This is a genomic window from Klebsiella sp. P1927 (genome assembly GCF_018204675.1).
Classification (GTDB): Bacteria; Pseudomonadota; Gammaproteobacteria; order Enterobacterales; family Enterobacteriaceae; genus Klebsiella; species Klebsiella pneumoniae.
The window spans coordinates 1,880,670-1,904,801 of sequence record NZ_CP073377.1 but is presented as its reverse complement, the minus strand read 5'-3'; the positions used below and the strand labels follow the sequence as shown (position 1 = coordinate 1,904,801).

Annotated in this window: 27 protein-coding genes and 1 other annotated feature; of the genes, 11 read left to right on the top strand and 16 right to left on the bottom strand. The window is 54.8% G+C overall.

Annotated features, from left to right (window positions below; all coding sequences use genetic code 11):
- Nucleotides 1–56: 56 nt before the first annotated feature.
- Entirely contained in the window at nucleotides 57–1,490 is a 1,434-nt protein-coding gene (locus KB892_RS09625) for a gluconate:proton symporter (protein WP_004184568.1), read from the bottom strand.
- 280 nt (nucleotides 1,491–1,770) lie between these two features.
- Between KB892_RS09625 and KB892_RS09620 the strand changes: the two genes are divergently transcribed.
- Genes KB892_RS09620 through KB892_RS09610 form a run of 3 tightly spaced genes read left to right on the top strand, consistent with a single transcriptional unit; the run spans nucleotide 1,771 to nucleotide 4,338 of the window.
- A complete protein-coding gene (locus KB892_RS09620) occupies nucleotides 1,771–2,685 on the top strand; it encodes an HTH-type transcriptional regulator AdmX (RefSeq protein WP_004200266.1) in 915 nt (304 codons plus the stop codon).
- Between the two features lie 49 nt (nucleotides 2,686–2,734).
- Nucleotides 2,735–3,988 carry a D-amino acid dehydrogenase gene (locus KB892_RS09615; protein ID WP_004200267.1) on the top strand — a complete coding sequence of 418 codons (1,254 nt, stop codon included), beginning with the start codon at nucleotides 2,735–2,737 and terminating at the stop codon, nucleotides 3,986–3,988.
- The gene (locus tag KB892_RS09610) at nucleotides 3,985–4,338 is read left to right on the top strand and encodes a RidA family protein (RefSeq protein ID WP_002909094.1); all 354 of its coding nucleotides are present in this window, start codon (nucleotides 3,985–3,987) and stop codon (nucleotides 4,336–4,338) included. Before KB892_RS09615 ends, KB892_RS09610 begins: the two co-directional genes overlap by 4 nt.
- A 52-nt stretch (nucleotides 4,339–4,390) precedes the next feature.
- Here the strand turns inward: KB892_RS09610 and ihfA are convergent, their stop codons facing one another.
- The 10 genes from ihfA to KB892_RS09560 all read right to left on the bottom strand — a co-directional run bounded on the left by ihfA (nucleotide 4,391) and on the right by KB892_RS09560 (nucleotide 13,254).
- Entirely contained in the window at nucleotides 4,391–4,690 is a 300-nt protein-coding gene (ihfA, locus tag KB892_RS09605; RefSeq protein WP_002909098.1) for an integration host factor subunit alpha, read from the bottom strand.
- A 4-nt stretch (nucleotides 4,691–4,694) separates the two neighbouring features.
- A complete protein-coding gene (pheT, locus tag KB892_RS09600; protein WP_002909101.1) occupies nucleotides 4,695–7,082 on the bottom strand; it encodes a phenylalanine--tRNA ligase subunit beta in 2,388 nt (795 codons plus the stop codon).
- A 15-nt stretch (nucleotides 7,083–7,097) separates the two neighbouring features.
- The gene (gene pheS / locus KB892_RS09595) at nucleotides 7,098–8,081 is read right to left on the bottom strand and encodes a phenylalanine--tRNA ligase subunit alpha (RefSeq protein WP_002909105.1); all 984 of its coding nucleotides are present in this window, start codon (nucleotides 8,079–8,081) and stop codon (nucleotides 7,098–7,100) included.
- 63 nt (nucleotides 8,082–8,144) lie between these two features.
- Nucleotides 8,145–8,269 (bottom strand) — a sequence feature (Phe leader region).
- Nucleotides 8,220–8,264 carry a pheST operon leader peptide PheM gene (pheM, locus tag KB892_RS09590; RefSeq protein ID WP_001386830.1) on the bottom strand — a complete coding sequence of 15 codons (45 nt, stop codon included), beginning with the start codon at nucleotides 8,262–8,264 and terminating at the stop codon, nucleotides 8,220–8,222. (Overlaps the previous feature by 45 nt.)
- A 118-nt stretch (nucleotides 8,270–8,387) precedes the next feature.
- Nucleotides 8,388–8,744, bottom strand: coding sequence for a 50S ribosomal protein L20 (gene rplT, locus KB892_RS09585; RefSeq protein ID WP_000124850.1), 357 nt, complete (start codon nucleotides 8,742–8,744; stop codon nucleotides 8,388–8,390).
- Nucleotides 8,745–8,794: 50 nt separating this feature from the next.
- Nucleotides 8,795–8,992, bottom strand: a complete 198-nt coding sequence (gene rpmI, locus KB892_RS09580; RefSeq protein ID WP_001124225.1) for a 50S ribosomal protein L35 — start codon at nucleotides 8,990–8,992, stop codon at nucleotides 8,795–8,797.
- A 92-nt stretch (nucleotides 8,993–9,084) separates the two neighbouring features.
- A complete protein-coding gene (gene infC, locus KB892_RS09575; RefSeq protein ID WP_004189469.1) occupies nucleotides 9,085–9,627 on the bottom strand; it encodes a translation initiation factor IF-3 in 543 nt (180 codons plus the stop codon).
- Between the two features lie 3 nt (nucleotides 9,628–9,630).
- Nucleotides 9,631–11,559 (bottom strand): threonine--tRNA ligase, encoded by a 1,929-nt coding sequence (thrS, locus tag KB892_RS09570; protein ID WP_002910026.1) that lies wholly within the window; start codon nucleotides 11,557–11,559, stop codon nucleotides 9,631–9,633.
- Nucleotides 11,560–11,990: 431 nt separating this feature from the next.
- The gene (locus KB892_RS09565) at nucleotides 11,991–12,224 is read right to left on the bottom strand and encodes a YdgH/BhsA/McbA family protein (protein ID WP_002910028.1); all 234 of its coding nucleotides are present in this window, start codon (nucleotides 12,222–12,224) and stop codon (nucleotides 11,991–11,993) included.
- A 271-nt stretch (nucleotides 12,225–12,495) separates the two neighbouring features.
- Nucleotides 12,496–13,254 carry a DUF481 domain-containing protein gene (locus KB892_RS09560; RefSeq protein ID WP_002910030.1) on the bottom strand — a complete coding sequence of 253 codons (759 nt, stop codon included), beginning with the start codon at nucleotides 13,252–13,254 and terminating at the stop codon, nucleotides 12,496–12,498.
- Between the two features lie 356 nt (nucleotides 13,255–13,610).
- Between KB892_RS09560 and pfkB the strand changes: the two genes are divergently transcribed.
- The 3 genes from pfkB to KB892_RS09545 all read left to right on the top strand — a co-directional run bounded on the left by pfkB (nucleotide 13,611) and on the right by KB892_RS09545 (nucleotide 15,900).
- On the top strand, nucleotides 13,611–14,543 hold the full coding sequence (gene pfkB, locus KB892_RS09555) for a 6-phosphofructokinase II (RefSeq protein ID WP_004145382.1): 933 nt from the start codon (nucleotides 13,611–13,613) through the stop codon (nucleotides 14,541–14,543).
- 94 nt (nucleotides 14,544–14,637) lie between these two features.
- Nucleotides 14,638–14,922 (top strand): type V toxin-antitoxin system endoribonuclease antitoxin GhoS, encoded by a 285-nt coding sequence (gene ghoS / locus KB892_RS09550; RefSeq protein WP_004200268.1) that lies wholly within the window; start codon nucleotides 14,638–14,640, stop codon nucleotides 14,920–14,922.
- Nucleotides 14,923–15,027: 105 nt separating this feature from the next.
- Complete coding sequence (locus KB892_RS09545) at nucleotides 15,028–15,900, top strand: fructosamine kinase family protein (protein WP_062955035.1); 873 nt, start codon at nucleotides 15,028–15,030, stop codon at nucleotides 15,898–15,900.
- Nucleotides 15,901–15,943: 43 nt separating this feature from the next.
- Here the strand turns inward: KB892_RS09545 and tonB are convergent, their stop codons facing one another.
- Nucleotides 15,944–16,690: a TonB system transport protein TonB gene (gene tonB, locus KB892_RS09540; RefSeq protein ID WP_004200270.1), complete on the bottom strand. Its 747-nt coding sequence runs from the start codon at nucleotides 16,688–16,690 to the stop codon at nucleotides 15,944–15,946.
- A 210-nt stretch (nucleotides 16,691–16,900) separates the two neighbouring features.
- Between tonB and KB892_RS09535 the strand changes: the two genes are divergently transcribed.
- From KB892_RS09535 to KB892_RS09525, 3 genes are all read left to right on the top strand, one after another.
- Nucleotides 16,901–17,197 (top strand): YciI family protein, encoded by a 297-nt coding sequence (locus KB892_RS09535; RefSeq protein WP_002910042.1) that lies wholly within the window; start codon nucleotides 16,901–16,903, stop codon nucleotides 17,195–17,197.
- 112 nt (nucleotides 17,198–17,309) lie between these two features.
- Nucleotides 17,310–17,450, top strand: coding sequence for a hypothetical protein (locus KB892_RS09530; protein ID WP_014343182.1), 141 nt, complete (start codon nucleotides 17,310–17,312; stop codon nucleotides 17,448–17,450).
- A gap of 428 nt (nucleotides 17,451–17,878) precedes the next feature.
- Nucleotides 17,879–18,526 (top strand): YceI family protein, encoded by a 648-nt coding sequence (locus KB892_RS09525; protein ID WP_004148751.1) that lies wholly within the window; start codon nucleotides 17,879–17,881, stop codon nucleotides 18,524–18,526.
- Nucleotides 18,527–19,029: 503 nt separating this feature from the next.
- On the opposite strand, the gene KB892_RS09520 is transcribed toward KB892_RS09525, so the two are convergent.
- Nucleotides 19,030–19,203: a YciY family protein gene (locus tag KB892_RS09520; RefSeq protein WP_004194006.1), complete on the bottom strand. Its 174-nt coding sequence runs from the start codon at nucleotides 19,201–19,203 to the stop codon at nucleotides 19,030–19,032.
- Between the two features lie 143 nt (nucleotides 19,204–19,346).
- Between KB892_RS09520 and cls the strand changes: the two genes are divergently transcribed.
- Together cls and KB892_RS09510 are read left to right on the top strand one after the other, a co-directional pair.
- Nucleotides 19,347–20,807 carry a cardiolipin synthase gene (gene cls / locus KB892_RS09515; protein ID WP_002910077.1) on the top strand — a complete coding sequence of 487 codons (1,461 nt, stop codon included), beginning with the start codon at nucleotides 19,347–19,349 and terminating at the stop codon, nucleotides 20,805–20,807.
- Between the two features lie 34 nt (nucleotides 20,808–20,841).
- Nucleotides 20,842–21,171 (top strand): HI1450 family dsDNA-mimic protein, encoded by a 330-nt coding sequence (locus tag KB892_RS09510; protein WP_002910079.1) that lies wholly within the window; start codon nucleotides 20,842–20,844, stop codon nucleotides 21,169–21,171.
- A 63-nt stretch (nucleotides 21,172–21,234) separates the two neighbouring features.
- Here KB892_RS09510 and KB892_RS09505 read toward each other — a convergent pair whose 3' ends face one another.
- Genes KB892_RS09505 through KB892_RS09495 form a run of 3 tightly spaced genes read right to left on the bottom strand, consistent with a single transcriptional unit; the run spans nucleotide 21,235 to nucleotide 24,132 of the window.
- On the bottom strand, nucleotides 21,235–22,062 hold the full coding sequence (locus tag KB892_RS09505; RefSeq protein ID WP_002910080.1) for an ion transporter: 828 nt from the start codon (nucleotides 22,060–22,062) through the stop codon (nucleotides 21,235–21,237).
- Nucleotides 22,063–22,117: 55 nt separating this feature from the next.
- Entirely contained in the window at nucleotides 22,118–23,122 is a 1,005-nt protein-coding gene (gene oppF, locus KB892_RS09500) for a murein tripeptide/oligopeptide ABC transporter ATP-binding protein OppF (RefSeq protein ID WP_002910083.1), read from the bottom strand.
- Complete coding sequence (locus KB892_RS09495; RefSeq protein WP_004200274.1) at nucleotides 23,119–24,132, bottom strand: ABC transporter ATP-binding protein; 1,014 nt, start codon at nucleotides 24,130–24,132, stop codon at nucleotides 23,119–23,121. The genes oppF and KB892_RS09495 overlap by 4 nt, the downstream gene beginning before the upstream one ends.

Here is a 24,132-nt window from a genome sequence, read left to right as displayed (position 1 = left end):
CCTCGCGCCCGTTCGTCGACGCGAAGGAAAATCTCCTCCGCGTCTGCGGTCGTTCGTCACACCAGAATCTGAAACAGCAGCGCAAAGAGAATGATGTTCGCCACCACGATTGCCCAGCCGTTATAGAGCATATATTTCAGATGAGTAGACTGCGCCAGCCCCATCTGGCCGAACATATCTGATGAGGGAAACGGCCCGAACCAGTCCACCTGGGATGAGGCCAGCAGCACGGCGGTGGTCCCCTGGGGCGGCACGCCGGCGGCCATCAGCATCGGGCCAAAGATTTTATGAGTAAAGGTCATCTGGGCCACCGCCGCACCGGGCACATGGCCGATAATATTGAACGCGAAGATGCTAAAGCACAGCCAGGCCGGGGAGATCCCCTCCAGCAGCGGTTGGGTATACTCCAGCAGCCCCTGATAGGCGTGCAGGCCATCCATCAGCTCAAGGATCGGGTTGTACAGCCAGTAGAGAATAAACATCCACACCAGACGGCCGCAGCCGTGATACAGTGCCTGAAGGATCTGCGTCGGTCGCAGGCCGCCTACCAGGCCGGTCATCAGGGCCACCAGCAGCATCACGATTATCGCGAAGCTGAAGCCGGCTTTAATCACCACGCCAACGATCGCCATCACGATGATGGTCGCCGCGAAGGCCAGCGCGCTTAATTTACGCCGACGCTGCTGCGCGGCGCTGAGATCCTCTTGCGGCTTTTCCGCGAGATCGACGTCATAGCGCAGTTTGCCTTCGGTCATCTTCTGGATCCGTCCCGCCATTACCCAGCCGGCCAGCAGCGTGACCGCGCTCATCGGCAGACCAACGTACAGCAGATAGTCCGGATAGCTCAACCCACCGAGGCTGAGGATCGTCACGGTACTGGGGGTGAAAGGCCCGGTAAACAGCCCAACGGAACCGGCGGTCATCATCAGCGCGGCGACCGTTGGCGGCGTCAAGCGTACCGCTGCCGCCACCGGAATGATTACTGCCACGATAATGGCATTGCCACCGGCCATAGTGCCCAGCGAACCGCAAATTAAAATCGATGACGCCACAATGCCGAATTTCACCCGCGTCTGACTCGACAACCCGATGCGATGGACGACAAATTTTACCAGCTCAACCGCTGCGCCGGTGCGGGTGGCCACTTCCCCCACGCCGGCGCCGAGCATAATGATAAGCCCAACGGTGGCAATAAATGACCCGGTGGATTTCGCCAGCATCGTGCCCATTTCCGGCAGGCCGGTCGAGGTCATTATCATGGCGATAATAATCGAGGAGATGACCGCCAGCACAATATCAACGCCGATCAGCGATAATATCGCTAGCGCCACCAGCGGCGTAAATCCCAGCAGACCAAGCTCGCTGCCTGGTCGACCGTGGCACCACAGCGCGATCAACACGAACAGCAGCAATAACAGACCAATAATAACGTTTTTCCGCGTGATATTTTGTCTGACAGGCGCATTGCCTGTGAGCGTTGAGTCACTCATAACACTCCTTAATGCCAATCAATCCGACCATGATGGTCAGGTGGTGTATGGGGGCCTGCTCAGAAAATATCCTCCCTCTTTTTCATTATTGATTGGCCGCGGCCTGAGGGTTTGTTTGGGTACAAAGGAAACGATTCTGAGAGCGTAATATGCCGCCATTGGGCGGGGTCTACAGCACAAGATGTAACCAATGCGCTGATTGGTGATTAAATCTATGTTAACTTAGTGTTAGTAGAAAATGACTTTTTATCGGTAGGCTATAACCCTGAGTTAACTGTTCATGAAACTGCGTCATCTGGAAATCTTCTATGCCGTCATGACCTGCGGCTCTTTATCGCGGGCGGCGGAAGCGCTCAATATCTCCCAGCCCGCGGCCAGCAAAGCGTTAAAAAGCGCCGAAATGAAGCTGGGTTTTACCCTGTTTCAGCGGGTGCGCGGCAAGCTGCTGCCGACCAGCGAGGCGATCACACTTTTCGAAAAAGCGCAGAGCATTTATCAGGACCTGGACAACCTGCGCCTGCTGGCCGACAACCTGGCTCGCGATCCGCGCGCCAAGATCACTTTAGGCTGTCTGCCAAGCCTGGGGTTAAGCCTGGTGCCGGAGCTGGTGACCGACTTTTATCAGCAAAACAGCAACGTGGTGATGACGCTCACTACCGAGCACACCGAGACGCTGGTCAAAAAACTGGATTTGCGCGAGATAGATTTGGCGCTGACGCTACAGCCGGTGCAGCAGGGAGAGATCCTGACCACCCTGATTGCCGAAGTACCGCTGGTGTACATCGACCGTCATTATCGTCAGGGGGCGGTGGAGATCGATCAGATCGACCAGCAGCGCTGGATCTCGCCGGGACCGCACTCGCTCTCTGCCGCCATCGCCACCCGTCGCGACTTTTCCACCACCCGGCTAAACGTCCAGACCTACTATATGGCCACCGAGTTCGTGAAGCGCGGCATGGGCTGCAGCATCACTGATATCTTCTCCGCCCAGCACAACCTGGCCCCGGAGATGATCCATCCCATTACGCCGCCGATGGCGATTAACCTCTGTCTGTTACGCCGGGCCGACGTTTCCCTGAGCCCGATGGCGCAAAAGTTCGTCGATTTTCTCTGCCAGCGTCTGCGCCAGCAGCTCAAGGAGATTAACCTGCGGTTATACCCTGACCATAAAAAGTCAATTGCGCCGCTGGGGTAAATGCTTTGACATAACCCGATAAATTTATCAGCGGTGGATATATCGGGTTATGAACAAACGCATTGTCATTATCGGCGGCGGCGTGGTCGGTCTGGCCACGGCCTGGGAACTGATCAAGCGCGGCCATCAGGTGCAATTACTGGAGCGCAATGCCGAACCGGGCAGCGCCACCAGTTTTGCCAACGGCGGACAATTAAGTTACCGCTACGTCGCCCCCCTTGCCGACAGCGGCGTTCCCCTGCAGGGAATGAAATGGATGGGCAAAGCCGATTCGCCGCTGAATATGCGTCTCAGGATGTCTCTCCAGCAGTGGCGCTGGCTGCTGCAGTTTCTGCGCGCCTGTAATAACCAGACCAATAAAATGAATGGCGACCATATTTTACGCCTGTCGTTGCTCAGCCGTCAGGTCATGCAGGCGTGGCGGGATGAGGATAATCTTGCCGATTTCCACTGGCGGCGCAGCGGAAAATTAATTATCCATCGTCGCGAATATGATTTTAATAAAGCAGCAAAAGGGATTGATCCTCAGTATCAGCAGGCGCTGAATGCTGAAGCCTGCCTGCAGCTGGAGCCGGCGCTCAAACATATTAGTCCTTCTCTGCAGGGCGGAATCTATTCGCCAGGCGATGAAACGGCAGATTGTCATCAGTTCTGCCTTGCCCTGCTCGACAAGCTCAATGCCAGCAGCGACTTTAGCCTGCTGACCCAGTGTGAGGTGCGGCGACTCAATAAGCGCGGGGGACGCATCAGCAGCCTGGAGACCAGTCAGGGGACCCTCACCGGCGATGAGTATGTCGTCGCCGCCGGTAACGGCAGTGGTTCTCTGCTTGGGCATCTGGGGGTTCGCGTGCCGCTGTGCGCCCTGAAGGGGTACAGCCTGACCCTGCCCTATCCTGAAAAAGCAGGTATTGCCCCTGACATCAGCGTCACCGACTACGGGCACAAAATCGTTTATGCCCGCCTTGGCCAACAGCTGCGTATCGCGGCGATGGTGGACATCGGCTACGACGGCGACGAACTGCGCGAAAGCCGCATTCAGGCGCTGAAAAACATCGTCGCCCGCAGCTTTCCTGAACTGGAGGGGCTGGACGAGGCCGAAGTCTGGACCGGCATGCGCCCGTCAACGCCAGCTGGCCCGCCGATGCTGGGGCGCGCCGGATACCCCAACCTGTGGATGAACCTCGGCCAGGGTAGCCTCGGCTTTACTCTCGCCGCCGGCAGCGCGGTGGTGCTGGGCGCGTTAATCGACAATCAGATGCCAGACATTTCTTTAGAAGGTCTCACATGGAAACAAACCGCATGACAATTATTCGCAATAATCCACAACCTCGTCTTGCCGCCAGCGTTGCGTATGGCGATCTGCTGTTCCTCTCCGGGCAGACGCCAAAAAGCAATGAAGACGATATCGTTTTACAAACCCGTGAAGTACTGGAGAAGATCGACGCGCTGCTGGCCGCGGCCGGGAGCGATAAGCAGCACATTCTCTCCGCGCAGATCTGGTTGAAAAATATCGAGCGTGACTTTGCCGCATTCAATGAGGTGTGGGTGCAATGGATGCCGGAAGGCTATAGCCCGGCGCGAGCGGCCGTGCAGGCGGAGATGGCGCGACCAGAAATCCTGGTGGAGATCATGCTCACCGCCGTCAAAGCGTAAAGATTGACAGAAAAGAAAAAGGCCGCAATGCGGCCTTTTTAATTAGTTCAGATTATTTGTCTTTCGGCGACGCGTTTTCGACACGGCTTTTCAGCTTCTGACCGGGTCTGAAGGTCACCACGCGCCGGGCTGTAATGGGAATATCCTCCCCCGTCTTCGGGTTACGTCCCGGGCGTTGGTTTTTATCCCGCAAATCGAAGTTGCCGAACCCGGAGAGTTTGACCTGTTCTCCGTTTTCCAGAGCACGACGGATCTCTTCGAAAAACAACTCGACCAGTTCTTTGGCATCCCGCTTGCTAAGCCCAAGCTTATCAAACAGATATTCTGACATTTCAGCTTTTGTAAGCGCCATAGGTTCAATCCCTCAATGATGCCTGGAATCGCTCTTTTAATGCCTCTACACATCTGGCAACGGTAGCGGCAATCTCCTCTTCTTCGAGTGTACGGCTGGTATCCTGCAGGATCAGGCTAATCGCAAGGCTCTTATACCCTTCCGCCACACCCTTACCACGGTACACGTCAAATAAGTTTACGCCAACTACCTGATTTACGCCAACTTTCTTACATTCGGCTAAAACATCGGCGGCAGCCACGTTTTCCGCGACCAGCACCGCGATGTCGCGACGGTTCGCCGGGAAGCGGGAAATATCGCGCGCCTGAGGCACCACGCGGTCTGCGAGCTTGTTCCACTCCAGTTCGAACACCAGAGTGCGACCGTTCAGATCCAGTTTACGTTCCAGCTCAGGATGAACAACCCCAATGAAACCAATGCGTTCACCTTTAAGATAAATCGCTGCGGATTGTCCCGGATGCAGCGCGGTGGTCGCTTCAGCACGGAATTCGATATCCGCTAATTTTCCGGTTAAATCCAGAACGGCTTCCAGATCGCCTTTCAGATCATAGAAATCGACCGTCTCTTTCGCCAGTGTCCAGTGCTCTTCGTAGCGGTTGCCGCAGATCGCCCCGGCCAGCATCACATCCTGACGAATGCCCAGCGGCGCATTGGTGTCCGGCACAAAGCGCAGGCCGCTCTCAAAGATGCGCACCCGGCTCTGCTGACGGTTCTGGTTGTAGACCACGGTGCCCAGCAGGCCGGTCCACAGCGACAGGCGCATCGCCGACATTTCGCTGGAGATCGGGCTTGGCAGGATCAGCGCCTCTTCCCCGGCGTGGATCAGCTGCTGGACTTTCGGGTCGACGAAGCTGTAGGTGATCACTTCCTGATAGCCTTTGTCGTTCAGCAGCGTTTTCACGCGCTTCAGCGACAGGTCCGCTTCGCGGTGGGTTCCCATGATCAGACCCGCCTGCACCGGCTCGTCAGGAATGTTGTTGTAGCCGTAAACGCGAGCCACTTCTTCAACCAGATCTTCTTCGATCTCCATGTCGAAACGCCAGCTCGGCGCAACCGCCTGCCATTCGCCCTCGCCAACCGTCACTTCGCAGCCGAGGCGCTGCAGAATGTCGGTGACCTGCGCGTCAGCGATATGGTGGCCAATCAGGCGATCCAGCTTGCTGCGACGCAGCGTAATGGTGGCGCGTGTTGGTAGATTCTCTTTGCTGGTAACGTCAATGACCGGGCCGGCTTCACCGCCGCAGAGGTCGATCAGCAGACGGGTTGCACGCTCCAGCGCTTTATACTGCAGGGCCGGATCGACGCCGCGCTCATAGCGGTGAGAGGCATCGGTGTGCAGGCCATGACGGCGCGCGCGGCCGGTAATGGACAGCGGGCTGAAGAACGCGCATTCCAGCAGCACGTTCTGGGTTTCGTCGTTAACGCCGGAGTGTTCCCCGCCGAAGATCCCCCCCATCGCCAGCGCTTTGTTATGGTCTGCAATGACCAGAGTGTCGCTGTCGAGCTTTGCTTCAGAGCCATCGAGCAGGACCAGGGTTTCCCCTTCTTTCGCCATGCGCACCACGATCCCGCCTTCAATACGGTCGCGGTCAAAGGCGTGCATCGGCTGACCCAGCTCAAGCAGCACATAGTTGGTCACGTCAACCACCGCGTCGATGGAGCGGATCCCGCAGCGGCGCAGCTTCTCTTTCATCCACAGCGGCGTCGGCGCTTTGACGTTGATACCTTTCACCACGCGCCCCAGATAGCGCGGGCAAGCCTGCGGCGCGTCAACCTGAATCGGCAGCACGTCGTCAATCGTCGCGGCAACCGGCGTGATTTCCGGCGCGTTCAGCGGCGCTTTGTTCAGGACAGCGACATCGCGCGCCACGCCAATGATGCCCAGGCAGTCGGCGCGGTTTGGCGTGACGCTGATTTCGATGGTGTTATCGTCAAGCTTGAGATATTCGCGAATATCGGTACCGATGGGCGCATCTGCCGGCAGCTCGATGATACCGCTATGGTCGTCGGAAATACCCAGCTCGGAGAAGGAGCACAGCATCCCCTCAGACGGCTCGCCGCGCAGCTTCGCGGCCTTGATTTTGAAATCGCCCGGCAGCACGGCGCCGATGGTGGCTACCGCGACCTTTAGCCCCTGACGGCAGTTTGGCGCGCCGCAGACGATGTCCAGCAGGCGTTCGCCGCCGACGTTGACTTTGGTGACGCGCAGTTTATCGGCGTTCGGGTGCTGACCGCACTCCACCACTTCACCGACAACGACGCCGTTGAAGCTGCCGGCGACCGGCTCAACGCCATCTACTTCGAGGCCCGCCATGGTGATCTGATCGGAAAGCGCTTCGCTGTCGATCGCCGGGTTAACCCATTCGCGTAACCACAGTTCACTGAATTTCATTGTTCTGTCCTGCCCTTATTTAAACTGTTTGAGGAAACGCAGATCGTTTTCGAAGAACGCGCGCAGATCGGTGACGCCATAGCGCAGCATGGTCAGACGCTCCATGCCCATGCCGAAGGCGAAGCCGGAGTAGACTTCCGGATCGATACCCACGTTACGCAGCACGTTCGGGTGCACCATCCCGCAGCCCAGCACTTCCAGCCATTTGCCGTTTTTACCCATCACGTCAACTTCCGCAGACGGTTCGGTGAACGGGAAGTAGGACGGACGGAAGCGGACCTGCAGATCTTCTTCAAAGAAGTTGTTCAGGAAGTCGTGCAGCGTCCCTTTCAGGTTGGTGAAGCTGATATTTTTATCAACGATCAGACCTTCCATCTGATGGAACATCGGGGTGTGGGTCTGATCGTAGTCGTTACGATAGACGCGGCCCGGCGCGATAATACGGATAGGCGGCTGCTGGTTTTCCATGGTGCGGATCTGCACGCCGGAGGTCTGCGTACGCAGCAGGCGAGTGGCATCGAACCAGAAAGTGTCGTGGTCAGCGCGCGCCGGATGGTGACCCGGAATATTCAGCGCATCGAAGTTGTGGTAATCGTCTTCGATTTCCGGGCCCGTCGCCACGGTAAAGCCGAGCTCACCGAAGAAACTTTCAATACGGTCGATGGTGCGAGTAACCGGATGCAGGCCGCCGTTTTCAATGCGGCGACCCGGCAGCGAGACGTCAATGGTCTCTGCGGCCAGACGCGCATTCAGCGCTGCGCCTTCCAGTTCAGCTTTACGCGCGTTCAGCGCCTGCTGCACCTGCTCTTTCGCCTCGTTGATGACCGCACCGGCTGCCGGACGCTCTTCCGGCGGCAGCTCACGCAGGGTGGTCATTTGCAGGGTCAGATGCCCTTTTTTACCCAGGTATTCCACGCGGACGTTGTCCAGCGCAGCAACATCTGATGCCTCGTTAATGGCTGCCTTGGCACTGGCAACCAGCTCTGCGAGATGTGACATGGTTTTCCTCATTATGTCGGTGCAGACACCGGTTATAGTGAAATTAATATTCCGAATCCATATACGAAAAAAGCCTCCACAGGGGAGGCTTTCTGGCGCTGTTTTCCGTTTCTTCTTTCACGCGCAAGCCCCCTGAGTTCAGGTGCTGAAGTAAAAAAAGAAGCGGAAAATAGCAGCATTCATGCTTGCATTACCTTGTCTGGTAAGAAACGTCAGAGCTGTATTGAAAAGCCTGCGCCGATAAAAGTCAATGTATTGATGGTGTTGAAACGAAAAGAGGGAGACAAGCTCCCTCTTTCAACTGGCTTATGCCAGAGCTGCTTTCGCTTTTTCGACCAGAGCGGTGAACGCTACTTTGTCGAATACAGCGATGTCAGCCAGGATCTTACGGTCGATTTCAACAGAGGCTTTTTTCAGGCCATTGATGAATTTGCTGTAAGAAATACCGTTCTGACGTGCTGCTGCGTTGATACGTGCAATCCACAGTTGACGGAACTGACGTTTACGTTGACGACGGTCACGGTAAGCGTACTGACCAGCTTTGATAACAGCCTGGAAGGCAACGCGGTATACGCGAGAACGCGCACCGTAGTAGCCTTTAGCTTGTTTCAAAATTTTCTTGTGACGTGCACGTGCAATTACACCACGTTTTACGCGAGCCATGTGTGCTCTCCTGTATCTATTCTAAGTTAAAAAAGTTAAACGTTAACGACTTATGCGTACGGCAGGCACGCGATAACCAGGCCCAGATCGCCTTTGGAAACCATGGCTTTCGGACGCAGGTGACGTTTACGCTTGGTAGCTTTTTTAGTCAGAATGTGACGCAGGTTAGCGTGCTTGTGCTTAAAACCACCTTTACCGGTTTTTTTGAAGCGCTTAGCAGCACCGCGTACGGTCTTAATTTTTGGCATTTTAATAACTTCCACTTCGCATTGTTAATAAACGAAACAAAGGCGAACAAAACCAGTGAGCCGAAGCCCACCGGAAATGTTTCTTGATGGCCTTACTGTTTCTTCTTAGGAGCGAGCACCATGATCATCTGGCGGCCTTCGATCTTCGTTGGGAAGGATTCGACTACTGCCAGTTCAACCAGATCGTCTTTCACGCGGTTAAGCACTTCCATACCGATCTGCTGGTGGGCCATCTCACGACCGCGGAAACGCAGCGTGATCTTGGCCTTATCGCCATCTTCGAGAAAGCGAATCAGGCTGCGGAGTTTTACCTGATAGTCACCTTCATCAGTACCAGGGCGGAATTTAATTTCCTTAACCTGGATAACTTTCTGCTTCTTCTTCTGTTCCTTAGAAGACTTACTCTTTTCATAAAGGAACTTGCCGTAGTCCATGATACGACAAACTGGCGGCTCGGCGTTAGGGCTGATTTCAACTAAATCTACTCCAGCCTCTTCAGCCTTTTCGATAGCTTCTCTCAGACTCACAATTCCCAGCTGCTCACCTTCCAGACCTGTTAAGCGAACTTCCTGGGCGCGAATCTCGCCATTAATACGATTCGGACGTGCCGTTTGAACTCGTTTTCCGCCTTTAATACCTTATTCCTCCAGTTGTTGAAGACTGCGGCTGCGAATCTCTTGTTGCAGCTTCTCGATCACTTCATTTACGTCCATGCTGCCGAGGTCTTTCCCGCGACGGGTGCGCACGGCCACTTTGCCGGCTTCGACTTCTTTGTCGCCACAGACCAACATATACGGGACACGACGTAAAGTGTGCTCGCGGATTTTAAAGCCAATCTTCTCATTTCTCAAGTCTGCTTTTACACGAATGCCCGCATTTTGTAGTTTACGCGTCAATTCGTTAACGTATTCAGCCTGAGAATCGGTAATATTCATGACCACTACCTGCACTGGTGCAATCCAGGTTGGGAAGAAGCCTGCGAACTCTTCGGTCAGGATGCCAATGAAGCGCTCCAGAGAACCGAGAATCGCACGGTGAATCATGACCGGCACCTGACGCTCGTTGTTTTCGCCCACATAGGAGGCGCTTAAACGCTGCGGCAGAGAGAAGTCCAGCTGTACGGTACCGCACTGCCATGCACGATCGAGGCAGTCATACAGGGTAAATTCAATTTTCGGGCCGTAGAACGCCCCTTCACCCAGTTGATATTCAAATGGGATGTTATTTTCTTCCAGCGCCACCGCCAGATCCGCTTCCGCGCGATCCCAGGTCTCGTCGCTACCGATACGTTTTTCCGGGCGAGTCGACAGTTTGACGACGATCTTCTCGAAGCCAAAGGTGCTATACATATCGTAGACCATACGAATACAGGCGTTCACTTCATCGCGAACCTGATCTTCAGTACAGAAGATATGCGCATCATCCTGGGTAAAGCCGCGCACGCGCATCAGACCATGCAGCGCGCCAGACGGTTCGTTACGGTGGCAGCTACCGAATTCCGCCATACGCAGCGGCAGGTCGCGGTAGGATTTCAGCCCCTGGTTGAAGATCTGCACGTGACCCGGGCAGTTCATCGGCTTGATACAGTATTCACGGTTCTCAGAAGAGGTGGTGAACATCGCATCTTTGTAGTTGTCCCAGTGGCCGGTTTTTTCCCACAGCACACGGTCCATCATGAACGGACCTTTTACTTCCTGATACTGGTACTCTTTCAGTTTAGAACGAACAAACGTTTCCAGTTCACGGAAGATGGTCCAGCCGTCATTGTGCCAGAACACCATCCCCGGCGCCTCTTCCTGCATGTGATACAGGTCGAGCTGCTTACCGATTTTACGGTGGTCACGCTTGGCGGCTTCTTCCAGACGCTGCAGGTAGGCATTCAGCGCTTTTTTATCTGCCCACGCGGTGCCGTAGATACGCTGCAACATTTTATTGTTGCTGTCGCCGCGCCAGTAGGCTCCGGCGGTTTTCATCAGCTTAAAGTGATGGCAGAAGCGCATGTTCGGTACGTGCGGACCGCGGCACATATCGATATATTCTTCATGATGATACAGGCCAGGCTTGTCATCATGGGCAATGTTTTCATCAAGAATAGAAACTTTATAGCTTTCGCCGCGTTTCACGAAGGTTTCACGCGCTTCATGCCAGCTCACTTTCTTCTTGATAACGTCGTAGTTTTTCTCGGCGAGCTCATGCATACGTTTTTCGAGCGCGTCGATATCTTCCTGGGTCAGGGTGTGGTCGAGGTCTACGTCATAGTAGAAACCATTATCGACAACCGGACCGATAGCCATTTTGGTGTTGGGCCACAGCTGTTTGATGGCATGGCCTAACAGGTGCGCGCAGGAGTGACGAATGATCTCCAGCCCTTCTTCATCTTTCGCGGTGATGATAGAGAGAGTGGAATCGGATTCGATCGGGTCACAGGCGTCTACCAGTTCACCATTTACCCGCCCGGCAATGGTGGCTTTCGCCAGGCCTGGACCGATATCCAGCGCGACATCCATCGGACTAACTGCGTGGTCAAAATGGCGTTGGCTGCCATCAGGAAGCGTAATTACAGGCATTTTATGTCCTTATTTGCAGTGGTGCCCCGCACGAAAGAGCACATACAAAACTATATAATCATAATTATCATCAGGTTAAGGCGCAGTTCCCGCTTCACTCTGCGAAAATAGGAGCACGACCGGAACGATCGCTCCCCCCTGCAGCCGCCTGCTGATAACACCGGGGAGTAGTTTACACATCATTGGTACGTGATTAAAGCCGCAACAGCATAAATGATGGCGGAATGCGGAGAAAACAAGAGGGCCACGGATAAAAAGCAGAATATAAGCGATGTGGCGCGGTAATATTGGCCAATGGCGCCGGACGATATTATTCGGACATGATAAAAGAGACGTGGAGATATTGCCTGCTGAATGTATACCGCGGGCCATTAAACCGGTACCACTTAACCCGGCTTATTAGACCGCTCGCGAAACGATAGCCTGCAATATTAAGACCACTCGCCGGCCACCAGCGTATGCACATTAAAGGCGTCGTTCATGGATTTTCCGGTGGTAGGGGCGCCGGGCGCAATATTCGAACCAGCCTCAACGTCAGAGGCTTTGGCGATACCTACCTGGGTATGATCCTGATGACCCGATGGCGGAACGGGCGTGGCGGCTGATGCGCCAAAAGAAAGCACGCACAGCGCCAGGGCTGCGATGGTATAACGATTGTTTTTCATGATGTTAATTCTCTTATTACGGAAAACAGACCGGGCTATGTCGCCCTCCGGTCAGTGGTTGTTAGTATAGATCCAGATCACATATTTGTCCGTCGAATATTTAGCTATTTGTGTCAAATAGAATGAATATTTGTCAGGCGCTCGTGAATAATGGAGAAAAAATGGAGGGCTATTTCCTTTTTACAAAAAGTAAAACGAACGGCCAGAAAAAATAATATCACTAATTGCTAAAACCAAAACGAACAGGCCGGGGAAAACCCGGCCTGAAATATTACATCTTATACCCGAGGGAGAGCGAGGTCCGGCGATCGGTATGCTCCGGCGCGGACGCAGGCGGCTCAGAGTTCCAGGTCACGTTGTAGGCGACCTTCAGGGCGAAATGGGCGTTAATCGCCACGTTTAACGCGCTCTCTGAGTTGACCGTGGTGTCCTCGGCGCCGAACACCGATACCCCTTGCGAAAATTTGGCGTTATCGGTCATCTGCCAGGCCCATGTACCCGAAGCATAACCCAGCGGCTGGGTATCAGTATCCCCGTCGGTATATTCGTCATAGCGAACGCCAGGACCGAATTCAAACCGCAGACTGTGCACCGGCCCGTTGAGGATCTGACGACCATAGCCCGCCGTCACAACATCGCGCTGTTGATAGCCGTTGTAGCGGTCTGTTAGCCAGCTACCCTGACCAAAGACATAGTTCATATCGGTCAGGTTGTAGCGGCTACGTCCGCCGACAGCATATTTTTCTGAGGATCGCTCATCATTGGACGACGTGTTGCTGGCGTTGCCCCACAGCGACCAGGCGGTGGTATTACCATACCAGGTCAGGGTGGAATCCGCCGTCATCGAAGAGCTCTTGGTGTTGCCGGACTGCGCCAGGTAGCCTGCGTTAACCACCCCTTCGAACGGTTTTTTGGCAGCGGAAGGGTCATCCATGACGGTAAATACAGAATCATCGGCCATTGCGCCAACAGACGCAAAAAGCCCCCCCGCCAGCATAACCGCTGCGGGTACTGTCTTTAAAAGCTTCATTATAACTCTCTAAAATACATTTTTTTAGGACAGTACAAATGATGAACAGGCATAATCTCGCCGGCTCATTGAATTTAGCGTCCGTACAACATAAAAGAGACCTGAGGGTCCCGGAAACTTTCGCGAGGATCGCGGAGTGCAGGTCCTAAGAAAGGTAGCAAATTATAAAAAAGCACGAATAACATAGCAATCACTTACTCTTTCGTTTTTTGAATAAGACAGCTCCGGAAACAATCTTTATTTCATAATGAAAATAGAGGCATCTTTGCAAAACTGTCAGGAACTGGACTTTCCCTCCCCGAGTCATCGTGCCATGCTTAAATTAACGACAGTCGCCGTATTAAGGAGGAGAAGGAATGACCAAAATTTACACGCTCACGCTGGCCCCCTCGCTGGATAGCGCCACGCAAACCCCACAGATCTACCCGGAAGGCAAACTTCGCTGCAGCGCGCCGGTATTTGAACCTGGCGGCGGCGGGATCAACGTGGCCCGCGCCGTGACCTTTCTCGGCGGCAAAGCCACCGCCATTTTCCCGGTCGGTGGCGCTACCGGCGAGCATCTTGCCGCCCTGCTGGCCGATGAGCAGGTGCCGGTCGAGACCGTCGAAACCCGCGACTGGACGCGGCAAAACCTGCACGTCCACGTGGCCGCCAGCGGCGAACAGTATCGCTTCGTTATGCCCGGCGCGGCACTGACGGACGATGAATTCCGCCGTCTGGAAGAGAAGGTTCTGACTATCGAACCCGGCTCTCTGCTGGTGGTCAGCGGCAGCCTGCCGCCAGGTATTAGCGTCGATAACCTGATGCAGCTGGTGAAAAATGCGCAACAGCAGGGACTGCGCTGCATCATTGACAGTTCCGGCGATGCGCTGGCCGCCGCGCTGGACGTCGGCAATATTGAGCTGGTGAAACCGAACCAGAAAGAGCTTAGCGCCCTCGTGCAGCGCGATCTCAGCCAACCCGATGACGTGCGCCTTGCCGCTCAGTCGTTGATCCAGTCCGGTAAAGTGCGCCGGGTGGTGGTCTCCCTGGGTCCGCAGGGGGCATTAGGCGTGGACGCCAGCGGCAGCGTTCAGGTAGTGCCGCCACCGATGAAAAGCCAGAGCACCGTCGGCGCTGGCGACAGCATGGTGGGCGCCATGACCTTGCGTCTGGCGGAAAACGCCAGCCTTGAAGACATGGTACGCTTTGGCGTCGCCGCCGGTAGCGCCGCGACCATCAACCAGGGCACCCGCCTCTGCTCGCGGGCCAATACGCAAAAAATCTATGATTATCTCTGCGGGCGTTGATCTTCCCTGCCCCCTCCGCGCCGGCGGAGGGGAATCACAATATAAGCAGGATGGTCTATGCTGGAAAGGCCATGCATAACAACGGGGTGTAGAGATGAGTAATGAGATTACCGCCTGGGTCGTCAGCGTGACCTTCCATGAACAGGCGCTGACGGAGATCAATGAGGTCAGCAACCATTTTACCCGTGCCGGGTTTGTACTGACGCTCAATGATGAAGAGGGCTCGCCCCATGAGCTGGGTACCAACACCTTCGGCCTGCTGAGCGGCCAGACGGCCGAGGAAGTTAAGGCCCTCAGCGCCGGCCTGGCGGAAGCGGCCCTTGGCCGCCCGGCGGAAATCGCTGTGGCCACATTCGCCGAGTGGTTAAAAGCTCAATAAGTGCGTTTAGCGCAACGGAAAGCGTCAGTTGTGCGTCAGTTCCAGGTTTACCCGGTAGTAATGCGCTAACCTTATGATATGGTGGAAAACATGGGGAGAGACAGCATGTGGCAAGCAATCAGTACTCTTTTACGCGATTGGCATACCGAAGACGCTGAAATCGAACTGAAAACCGAGCTGCCCGGTGGAGAGATCCATTCCGCCTGGCATTTACGCTTCGGCGGGAAAGATTACTTCGTGAAATGCGACGAACGGGAACTTCTGCCTATCTTCACCGCCGAGTCCGATCAGCTGGAGCTGCTGTCGCGAAGCAAAACCGTTCGCGTACCGCAGGTCTTTGCCGTCGGCAGCGATCGCGACTATAGCTTCGTGGTCATGGAGTACCTCCCTCCCCGTCCGCTGGATGCGCACAATGCGTTTCTGCTTGGCCAGCAGCTAGCCCACCTCCATCAGTGGAGCGATCAGCCGCAGTTCGGTCTGGATTTTGATAACGATCTTTCCACCACGCCGCAGCCCAACGCCTGGCAGCGTCGCTGGTCGGTTTTTTTTGCCGAGCAGCGTATCGGCTGGCAGCTGGAGCTCGCGGCGGAGAAGGGATTGCACTTTGGCGATATCGATACCTTAGTCGATATGGTACAGCAGCGACTGGCCAACCATCAGCCGCAGCCTTTGCTGTTGCACGGGGATCTGTGGTCCGGCAACTGCGCTTTAGGGCCGGATGGCCCCTATATATTCGATCCCGCCTGCTACTGGGGCGACCGCGAGTGCGATTTAGCCATGCTGCCGATGCATCCGGAACAGCCCCCGCAAATCTATGACGGCTATCAGTCCGTTTCGCCTCTGCCGTCGGGTTTTCTCGATCGTCAGCCGATTTATCAGCTTTATACTCTGCTGAACAGAGCGATTTTGTTTGGCGGCCAGCACCTGGTAACGGCCCAGCAGGCGCTGGATGATGTATTGATGGAGAAAATGCGTTAAACAAGCTTCACGGCGGACCTTGCCGGTCCGCCGCAGCGTTTTATCAGTTAATCTCGACGCCGTTCAGGCGGAATTTGATGGTCATCGTTACGCCGGTACCCGGTCTTCCCTGCTCATAACGCCATCTGCGCATCGCGCTTTTCACCTCGCGTTCGAACATATTCGCCGGCTGAGCAGAGAGGATCTGCAGATTATCAATGCGGCCATCAGGCGAAACGTCAAACTTCACCCGTACCGTCCCTTCAATGCGCAGCGCCTGAGCGCGCGGCGGATAGGACGGCTGAACGCGGCTGATCGCCCGCGGGCCGCTCGGAGCAGTAACGGTGGGTTTAGCCGCTGCGGTCGAGGTACTTGGCGCTGTACGCGCCGGCGCCGTATTGTTGTTTTCAAACGGCGAGGCCGGACGCGGCTCTGCTGCCGGCTTCACTTCCCGCTTCGGCTGTTCAACCTTTTTCTCCGGCTTAGGCTTGGGTTTAGGTTTGGGCTTCGGCTTAGGTTCCGGTTTATGGATCACCACCGGCGCCTCTTTCGGCGGTTCAGGCGCTACCTCTGGCTCCGGCTCAGGTTCGGGTTCAACAACGGGCTCCACGACAGGCTGCGCCGCCGGAGGCGGCTCAAGATCGGCCGGCGCCACCATTGTGATCTCTATCGGCTGCGTCGGAGAAGGCTGTTCAATAACCTGATGTACCGAGGTATAAAGCAGCCCCGCCACAACGGCACCGTGGATAGCCACGGACAGCAGCGTTGGCCACGGAAAGCGGCGAGGTAAATCAAGGGTCATTGCGCTCATAGTCGTTTCTGTTGAAAAATGATGCTCCGATTTTAAATGCAAATAGCAATCATATTCAATAAGGCGTCTTAACCTGAGTCAATTTTTGCCGCCATTTGCAGAAAAAAGCTGCGTCGGCAGTGCTTTCCACTCCAGAGCGCATCTTTGCATTGCAGTCCATCGCTGTTTAACTTAACGTAATTCGCCTGATTATTGATAAGGAGCTTTGCCGTGCTTTACGTTATCTACGCTGAAGATATCGCCGATTCTCTGGAAAAGCGGCTGTCGGTTCGCCCCGCGCATCTCGCGCGTTTACAACTCTTACACGATGAAGGCCGACTGCTTACCGCCGGGCCAATGCCGGCCGTTGACAGTAACGAACCGGGCGCAGCAGGATTCAGCGGCTCAACGGTGATTGCCGAGTTTGAATCGCTGGAAGCGGCCCAGGCCTGGGCTAATGACGATCCGTATATCGCCGCCGGGGTTTACCGCCAGGTCTCAGTTAAGCCGTATAAGAAGGTTTTTTGAAAATACCCTTTCCTTTTTCTGGCTAACCACAAAAACACCCAGGTCATCAGAATGAAGGGCGCATTTTGGTACACGACATTGAAGTGTCGCCCTTTTTAACCTCGCGAAAGCGTTGACTGTTATCCGCCTGAGAAGCCTGGAAGATGAGCACGCACTTTCTCCTGCTACCCCATCATCGACCATCGCCTCGCTTTTTTCGGCAATGGAAAATGCTGACAAAACATCGACGCCGCGCGTGATAGTGAATTACTAATACCTTGTGTAAGGCTGTTAGGGAGGATCGCGTTGTTATTTAGCGCTTGCATTTAATGTCAGCACATCCTGATATAGCCCTATAAATCTACAGTGCAATAGAATGAAAAAAAATAACTGAAAGATAGTTGCTTAACGACAGACATGAAAGCCCGAAAAAAATATTATTGGGCATCCACTGCGGATGCCGCGGAACCGAACGTAGCCCATCTTGCTATATTCAGGACCGTAGCCGCTTGAAAGCACGTGGAAATAACCCCCCTGTAGACAAAGGTTTACCTGGCAGGCATAAAGGGATATTAACTACGCTGCCAGCGTTAAGTTGCTGAGCATCATTTTTAAAGCCTATTAATTTCGTTGCGTAAACTTCACGCAGAGTGATAGTAGGGGCATCACTGCTTGATTAAAAAATTTGAAAGGGAATAACAAATGTTTTCAATAAGCCCTGTATTTTTTTGGGCTAACATTTATGTACCTGCCGATTTTGAGGATTATTGTGTGAATACCCTGAAAAAAACCGCATTGCTTTCTGTACTTGCCTTATATATTCCTGTGTCGCAAGCCGCGGCTAAGGAATACAGTCTTGATCCACAGCATACCTCGGTTGTGATCTCCTGGAACCATTTCGGCTTCTCAAACCCTACCGCCTATATCTCTGATGTTTCAGGGAAACTGGCCTTTGATAAAGAGAATCCGGAGAAATCCTCGGTGAACGTCACGCTGCCAGTGAAAACCATTGACGCTCACGTCAAGGCGTTAACGGATGAGTTTTTAGGCAAAGAGTATTTTGATGTTAAAACGTTTCCCGACGCCACTTTCCAGAGTACCAAAGTGGAAAGCAAAGGCGACAATAAATATGATGTGGAAGGTAATTTGACCATTAAAGGCATCACCAAACCGGTGGTCCTGCATGCCGTCCTGAATAAGCAGGATATGCACCCAATGGTGAAAAAAGAGGCCATTGGATTTGATGCCACCGGGGTGATAAAACGTTCAGACTTTAAGCTTGATAAATATGTGCCGGCGGTAAGTGATAACGTCACCATCACGTTATCCACGGAAGCCTATGCAAAATAAGTAAAAGCTGGCGCAACGATTGCGTTTTATTCAGGATGCTTATTGCATGGCCTCTCTGAATAATATAACAGGCTCAGATTATTCATGGTCAGGATCGGTCGGTTCATTTAGCTTCAACGCGCTGGACCGCTTAATAACCCCCTTGCCTGTCTGAGTCTGTTTTCTCATTCCCTCAGCTCCCGCCTGGTTACCGCAGCTGGCCGGTCATATCATTAAGCATTTAACAACGCCATGCCCTTCCTGAGCGGCAATAAACCCTGAGCGGCAATAAATGCTATCTGACGGTTAATTCCTGTCGCGCCGCAAACGACTTGGCTCTGGATCTTGTCGTCCGTCATTACAAGCCAGGCGTAGCATCTCTCTTTCACTGAGGCGGGAGCTCTGTTTTGTCGTCGCATCGCAGCATGAAAAACCATCATTGCCCTATGGCGATGAGCAACGGGAATTTAGCGCAGAGAGAAAAACGACAACGGCACCGCGTACGGTGCCGTTTGCCTGCTCGCTTAGCTGTCAGGGAAGATAAACAGCAGGGCATGACGCTGCCGTTTCACCAGCCCCTTCCTGATAGCGAGGATCCGCATATTGCGGCGCGATTGGGCTTCCAGCCAGCGCGCTTTACGGCGATTCACCTGTCTCAGCATGCGCCAGCGCCCTACTTCCGTTCTACTACGCTTCATTGCAACGACTCTACGAGTGAAAACAGCCCCCATTATAAACCTCTGCCAGCAACTGACTACCGCTTTCGCTGCGTTTTTATTTGCCAGAAAAATACTGATGCGTAAACTCATCACATATCGTCATTCAAAAGGATTTTACATCTATGACAACCTTTTACACGGTGGTGAACTGGCTGGTCATTCTGGGGTACTGGCTGTTGATCGCCGGTGTAACATTACGAATTCTAATGAAACGCCGCGCTGTCCCGTCCGCCATGGCATGGTTGCTGATCATTTATATCCTGCCGCTGGTGGGGATCATCGCCTATCTCTCCTTTGGCGAGCTGCATCTCGGCAAGCGTCGGGCCGAGCGCGCCAGGGCGATGTGGCCCTCGACGGCCAAGTGGTTAAACGACCTCAAAGCCTGCAAACATATCTTCGCGGAAGATAACAGCCCGGTGGCCGAATCCCTGTTCAAGCTGTGCGAACGGCGTCAGGGCATTGGCGGCGTAAAAGGCAACCAGCTACAGCTGCTGACGGAATCTGACGACGTGATGCAGGCCCTGATCCGCGATATTCAGCTGGCCCGTCACAACATAGAGATGGTCTTTTATATCTGGCAGCCCGGCGGCATGGCCGACAGCGTCGCTGAATCGCTGATGGCCGCCGCTCGCCGCGGGGTTCACTGTCGGCTAATGCTTGACTCCGCGGGCAGCGTGGCCTTTTTCCGCAGCCCATGGGCGGCGATGATGCGTAACGCCGGTATTGAAGTCGTCGAAGCTCTTAAGGTTAACCTGATGCGCGTATTCCTGCGCCGGATGGACCTGCGTCAGCATCGTAAAATGGTGATGATCGATAACTATATCGCCTACACCGGCAGCATGAATATGGTCGATCCGCGCTACTTTAAACAGGACTCAGGAGTCGGACAGTGGATTGATCTGATGGCGCGAATGGAAGGCCCGGTGGCGACCTCGATGGGCATCGTCTACTCCTGCGACTGGGAAATAGAGACCGGCAAGCGCATTCTGCCGCCGCCCCCGGACGTCAATATCATGCCGTTCGAAGAGGCCAGCGGACATACTATTCACACGATCGCCTCCGGACCGGGCTTTCCGGAAGATCTGATTCATCAGGCTCTCCTCACCGCCGCCTATGCGGCGAAAGAGCATCTGATCATGACCACCCCCTACTTCGTACCCAGCGACGACCTGCTGCATGCGATCTGTACCGCCGCCCAGCGCGGCGTTGACGTGAGCATTATTTTACCGCGCAAGAACGATTCGCTGCTGGTAGGCTGGGCCAGCCGGGCCTTCTTCACCGAGCTGCTGGCGGCCGGGGTCAAAATCTATCAGTTTGAGGGCGGACTGTTGCATACCAAGAGCGTGCTGGTCGATGGCGAGCTAAGTCTCGTGGGGACCGTCAACCTGGATATGCGCAGCCTGTGGCTCAACTTCGAGATTACCCTGGTCATCGATGACGCCGGTTTCGGCAGCGATCTGGCGGCGGTTCAGGATGATTATATCTCGCGCTCGCGCCTGCTGGATGCCCGTCTCTGGTTAAAACGTCCGCTGTGGCAGCGGATCGCCGAGCGACTGTTTTACTTCTTCAGCCCGTTGCTGTAAAACGTGCCCATCAGATACCGAATGAGTAGCAATCATGGATATGGATTTAAACAACCGCCTGACCGAAGACGAAACGCTCGAGCAGGCTTACGATATCTTCCTCGAACTGGCGGCCGACAATCTCGACCCGGCGGACATCATTCTGTTTAACCTGCAGTTTGAGGAGCGCGGCGGCGCCGAACTGTTCGACCCTTCGGCAGACTGGGAAGAGCATGTGGATTACGATCTCAACCCGGATTTCTTCGCCGAAGTGGTGATTGGTCTGGCGGATACCGACGGCGGGGAAATCAATGATATCTTCGCCCGCGTTCTGCTGTGCCGCGAGAAAGATCATAAGCTGTGCCATATTCTGTGGCGTGAATAACCTTTAACATCCAGTAAAAAGCCTGCCGCGGTTCTCCCGGCAGGCTTTTTTTACGTCGCCAGCTTACTTCGGCAAGGCATGACCGCAGGCATGGCAGAAACGGGCGTTATCGTCATGGTCGCCCTGCTGACACTGCGGACACAGGCGCTGCTGTCGTCGACGATTCAGGGCGCTGGTCATATGCGTGGTGATAAGTCCGGTCGGTATGGCAATAATGGAGTAGCCGATCAGGATAAGAATGGAGGCCAGGATGCGACCCAACGGCGTGTGCGGCGTGATGTCTCCGTAGCCGACGGTGGTGATGGTCACGATGGCCCAATAGACCGAGGCGTTAAGCGTGGTAAAGCCGTATTCCGGCCCCTCAATCAGATACATTAACGAGCCGAAAATCACCATCACAATGGCGATAAACGAATAAAACAGGATCAGCTGATGGCGCGCGCTGACAATCGCTCGCCAGAACACGTTGAGCGAAGGCATAAAGCGCAGTAGTTTGAGAATACGCAGCGCGCGGATCGCCCGCATTGCCCGCCAGGCGAATACATAATTGAGGCTAATTTCCGGCCATAGCCACATCACATACAGCGGTAAAATCGTCGCCAGGTCAATCAGCCCCCAAAAGCTGAAAATATAGTGGAGCGGATTGGGCCAGGTAGCGATACGCAGCAGGTATTCCAGGGTAAAGACCGCGGTCACCAGCAGCTCCAGCCAGACGAAAATATGCCATTCATCTAATGTCAGGTGATATTGCGTGCCCAGTCCCGACTCGATAAATATCACCAGTACGCTGAGCAGGGCGAAAAGTCCGCACAGCCCTTCAAAGCGGCGGCCGGAACGTCGGTTCTGATCGAAAAGTAAATGATAAAGCCGCAGACGAGCGGCAGAAAGCATACCCACTTCGTTAACCTCGCAAAAAAAAAGGGCTGACCTGCGTCAGCCCCTGAGATTATAACGGGTCTACCTTAAGGCAGGAAACCGCATGGCGGAAACTGCCTTCCAGCACCGGGCGGGTTTTGGCGCACTCCGGTCCGGCAAGCGGACAGCGGGTGCGGAATACGCAGCCTGAGGGCGGATTAATCGGCGAGGGTAATTCGCCTTCCAGCAGTTGGATAGTTTTCGTTTTCTCGAGATCAGGATCGGGGATCGGCACCGCCGACATCAGCGCTTTGGTATAGGGATGCAGCGGATTATGGTACACCTCGTCGTAGGTCCCCAGCTCCACCGCATGGCCCAGATACATTACCAGAACCCGATCGGAGATATGCTTAACCACCGCCAGATCGTGAGCGATAAATATCAGCGATAGCCCCATCTCACGCTGCAGTTGCTGCAGCAGGTTGACGACCTGCGCCTGAATCGACACGTCAAGCGCGGAGACCGGCTCATCGCAGATAATCAGCTTTGGCTCAAGGATCAGCGCCCGCGCGATGCCGATACGCTGACACTGACCGCCGGAGAACTCGTGCGGATAGCGGTTGATCAGGTTGGGCAGCAATCCAACTTTCATCATCATCGCTTTGACGCGATCGCGCACTTCCTGACGGGGCATCTTCGGATGATAGGTACGCAGCGGTTCGGCGATAATTTCTCCGATGGTCATGCGCGGGTTCAGCGAGGCCAGCGGATCCTGGAAGATCATCTGGATATCGCTGCGCACGTCGCGCCACTCTTCCTGCTTCATGCCCAGCAGATCTTTACCCAGCCAGGCCACTTTGCCATCGGTCGCTTTCACCAGACCAATAATGGCGCGGGCGAAGGTCGATTTGCCGCAGCCCGACTCCCCTACCACACCGAGGGTTTCACCCTCGTAAAGGCGCAGCGTCACGCCATCCACCGCTTTCAGCGTTTTCGACGGCTGCCAGAACCACTGCTTGCCATCTTTGATATCGAAGTGCACCTTCAGGTCGGCAATTTCGAGCAGGACTTTTCGTTGTTCAGTTACGGCGTTCATAGCAGATCCCCCACCGGTTTAAAGCAGGCGCGCAGGCAGCCTGGCGCGAACGATTCCAGCGGCGGCGCGCTGCTGCACTGCTCCATGGCATGCGGGCAACGCGGCTGGAATGGACAGCCTTTCGGCAATCGCAGCAGGTTCGGTGGGTTGCCGGGAATGGTCAACAACGCATCGCCTTCCGCATCCAGACGTGGAACCGCATTCAACAGCCCAATAGAGTATGGGTGCGACGGTTGATAGAAGACATCGCGCGCCTGACCGTACTCCATGGTGCGCCCGGCGTACATCACCAGCACTTTATCGCAGATACCTGCCACCACCCCAAGGTCGTGGGTGATCATGATAATGGCCGTGTTGAATTCGCGTTTAAGCTCATTCAACAGCGTCATGATCTGCGCCTGCACGGTAACGTCCAGGGCAGTGGTCGGTTCATCCGCAATCAGCAGCCGGGGCCGGCACAGCAGCGCCATGGCAATCATCACGCGCTGACGCATGCCCCCGGAGAACTCGTGCGGGAACATTTTCATGCGCTTACGCGCTTCCGGCATTTTTACCGCGTCGAGCATCTTCACCGACTCTTCAAACGCTTCGGCTTTACTCAGCCCTTTATGCAGCATCAGGACTTCCATTAACTGCTCGCCCACCCGCATATAGGGGTTAAGAGAGGTCATCGGATCCTGGAAAATCATTGAGATTTGTTCAGCGCGCAGTTTGTTCAGCTCACGCTCGGGCAAATTGAGGATTTGCCGACCGTTAAAGGTGGCGGAACCCCCGATGCGACCGTTGGCCGCCAGCAGTCCCATCAGGGCGAAGGCGGTTTGCGATTTACCGGAGCCGGATTCGCCCACAATGCCGAGCGTCTCGCCCGCCTGCAGGGTGAAGTTCAGATCATTGACGGCGGTGACGTCGCCATCCGGCGTTTTAAAGGTGACGCGAAGATCTTTCACGTCCAGCAGTAGCCCGCTGTGGCTCTGCGCTTGCGGCGCTTTTGCCGTTTCAATCATGGTCAT

Bases quoted from the DNA above. Each gene is read 5' to 3' on its own strand.
- KB892_RS09625 (WP_004184568.1), bottom strand. From the start codon at position 1,490: ATGAGTGACTCAACGCTCACAGGCAATGCGCCTGTCAGACAAAATATC.
- KB892_RS09620 (WP_004200266.1), top strand. From the start codon at position 1,771: ATGAAACTGCGTCATCTGGAAATCTTCTATGCCGTCATGACCTGCGGC.
- KB892_RS09615 (WP_004200267.1), top strand. From the start codon at position 2,735: ATGAACAAACGCATTGTCATTATCGGCGGCGGCGTGGTCGGTCTGGCC.
- KB892_RS09610 (WP_002909094.1), top strand. From the start codon at position 3,985: ATGACAATTATTCGCAATAATCCACAACCTCGTCTTGCCGCCAGCGTT.
- ihfA (WP_002909098.1), bottom strand. From the start codon at position 4,690: ATGGCGCTTACAAAAGCTGAAATGTCAGAATATCTGTTTGATAAGCTT.
- pheT (WP_002909101.1), bottom strand. From the start codon at position 7,082: ATGAAATTCAGTGAACTGTGGTTACGCGAATGGGTTAACCCGGCGATC.
- pheS (WP_002909105.1), bottom strand. From the start codon at position 8,081: ATGTCACATCTCGCAGAGCTGGTTGCCAGTGCCAAGGCAGCCATTAAC.
- rplT (WP_000124850.1), bottom strand. From the start codon at position 8,744: ATGGCTCGCGTAAAACGTGGTGTAATTGCACGTGCACGTCACAAGAAA.
- rpmI (WP_001124225.1), bottom strand. From the start codon at position 8,992: ATGCCAAAAATTAAGACCGTACGCGGTGCTGCTAAGCGCTTCAAAAAA.
- thrS (WP_002910026.1), bottom strand. From the start codon at position 11,559: ATGCCTGTAATTACGCTTCCTGATGGCAGCCAACGCCATTTTGACCAC.
- KB892_RS09565 (WP_002910028.1), bottom strand. From the start codon at position 12,224: ATGAAAAACAATCGTTATACCATCGCAGCCCTGGCGCTGTGCGTGCTT.
- KB892_RS09560 (WP_002910030.1), bottom strand. From the start codon at position 13,254: ATGAAGCTTTTAAAGACAGTACCCGCAGCGGTTATGCTGGCGGGGGGG.
- pfkB (WP_004145382.1), top strand. From the start codon at position 13,611: ATGACCAAAATTTACACGCTCACGCTGGCCCCCTCGCTGGATAGCGCC.
- ghoS (WP_004200268.1), top strand. From the start codon at position 14,638: ATGAGTAATGAGATTACCGCCTGGGTCGTCAGCGTGACCTTCCATGAA.
- KB892_RS09545 (WP_062955035.1), top strand. From the start codon at position 15,028: ATGTGGCAAGCAATCAGTACTCTTTTACGCGATTGGCATACCGAAGAC.
- tonB (WP_004200270.1), bottom strand. From the start codon at position 16,690: ATGAGCGCAATGACCCTTGATTTACCTCGCCGCTTTCCGTGGCCAACG.
- KB892_RS09525 (WP_004148751.1), top strand. From the start codon at position 17,879: ATGTTTTCAATAAGCCCTGTATTTTTTTGGGCTAACATTTATGTACCT.
- KB892_RS09520 (WP_004194006.1), bottom strand. From the start codon at position 19,203: ATGAAGCGTAGTAGAACGGAAGTAGGGCGCTGGCGCATGCTGAGACAG.
- cls (WP_002910077.1), top strand. From the start codon at position 19,347: ATGACAACCTTTTACACGGTGGTGAACTGGCTGGTCATTCTGGGGTAC.
- KB892_RS09510 (WP_002910079.1), top strand. From the start codon at position 20,842: ATGGATATGGATTTAAACAACCGCCTGACCGAAGACGAAACGCTCGAG.
- KB892_RS09505 (WP_002910080.1), bottom strand. From the start codon at position 22,062: ATGCTTTCTGCCGCTCGTCTGCGGCTTTATCATTTACTTTTCGATCAG.
- oppF (WP_002910083.1), bottom strand. From the start codon at position 23,122: ATGAACGCCGTAACTGAACAACGAAAAGTCCTGCTCGAAATTGCCGAC.
- KB892_RS09495 (WP_004200274.1), bottom strand. From the start codon at position 24,132: ATGACCATGATTGAAACGGCAAAAGCGCCGCAAGCGCAGAGCCACAGC.